This is a genomic window from Lysinibacillus sp. KU-BSD001 (assembly GCF_042920265.1).
Lineage (GTDB): Bacteria > Bacillota > Bacilli > Bacillales_A > Planococcaceae > Lysinibacillus_B.
Window position 1 is genome coordinate 1 of record NZ_JBDQZI010000035.1, and the last position, 1,364, is coordinate 1,364.

Sequence of the window (1,364 nt, forward strand, 5' to 3'; positions counted from 1 at the left end):
GCACTTACTACTAGAGGTGATAGATATGATGACGAAAAACCATAATCATGAACGAGATCAACTTGAGATGATCACTATTGATCAACTTGTGCCACAGGACCATCTTGTCAGAAAGCTTGAAGCGGCGATTGATTTTTCTTTCATCTATCCACTAGTAGAACCGCTGTATTCTAAATTAGGTCGACCTAGTGTCGACCCAGTTGTATTAATCAAGATGACTTTTGTTCAATATGTATTCGGGATTCGTTCAATGCGTCAAACAATAAAAGAAATTGAGACGAATATGGCGTATCGTTGGTTTTTAGGATTTGGATTCCATTCCGAAGTACCGCACTTTTCTACCTTCGGTAAAAATTATGAACGTCGTTTTCAAGATACGGATATCTTTGAACAGATTTTTTATCGCATACTCAAAGAAATTGCTGATAAAGGTTTACTAAGTGCTGACCATGTTTTCATCGATTCAACTCATGTTAAAGCGAGTGCGAATAAACGTAAATTCGAAAAGAAAATGGTACGCAAAGAGACTCGGGCATATGAAGCTAAACTTCAAGAAGAATTGAATCAAGACCGGATTGATCATGGGAAGAAACCATTCCCACCAGATAAATTTGAAAAAGAAGAGATGAAGGAAATTAAAGAAAGTACGACAGACCCTGAAAGTGGCTACTATGTAAAAGATGAACGGACGAAGCAGTTTGCTTACTCATTTCATGCAGCGGCGGATCGATATGGATTTATACTCGGATCTATTGTGACACCTGGTAATGTTCATGATAGTCATATGCTTCAACCACTTGTTGAAAAGGTAATAGAAAGAGTGAAAAAGCCACTTGCTGTAGCTGCCGATGCTGCTTATAAAACACCTGCGATAACTAAATTTTTATTCGACCAAGATATTCAACCGGCACTTCCTTATACACGCCCAAAAACAAAGGACGGATTTTTACGCAAACACGAGTATGTATACGACGAGTACTATGACTGCTACCTTTGTCCGGAAGGGCAAGTCCTTAAATACTCGACTACGACCAAAGAAGGTAAACGCCAATATAAATCAAACCCAACTCAATGTGCAACCTGTCCTTTACTTGCTCAATGTACTAATAGTAAGGATCATCGAAAAATAATTGAACGTCATATTTGGGCACATCATGTGGAGGAAGCGGATTATCTTCGTCATCAAAACGATATCAAACAAATATATGCCCGACGGAAAGAAACGATTGAACGGGTCTTTGCAGATGCGAAAGAAAAGCATGGTATGCGATGGACAACCCTACGTGGGATTAAAAAATTGTCCATGCAAGCGATGCTTACTTTTGCTGCCATGAATTTAAAAAAGCTTGCCAATTGGACATGGC

The 1,364-nt window shown here is 39.0% G+C and carries 1 protein-coding gene; it reads left to right on the top strand.

Annotation, left to right across the window (positions count from 1 at the left end; all coding sequences use genetic code 11):
• Window positions 1–25: 25 nt before the first annotated feature.
• On the top strand, window positions 26–1,364 hold a 1,339-nt coding region (locus AAGS61_RS20795), incomplete at its 3' end, for an IS1182 family transposase (RefSeq protein WP_391376599.1).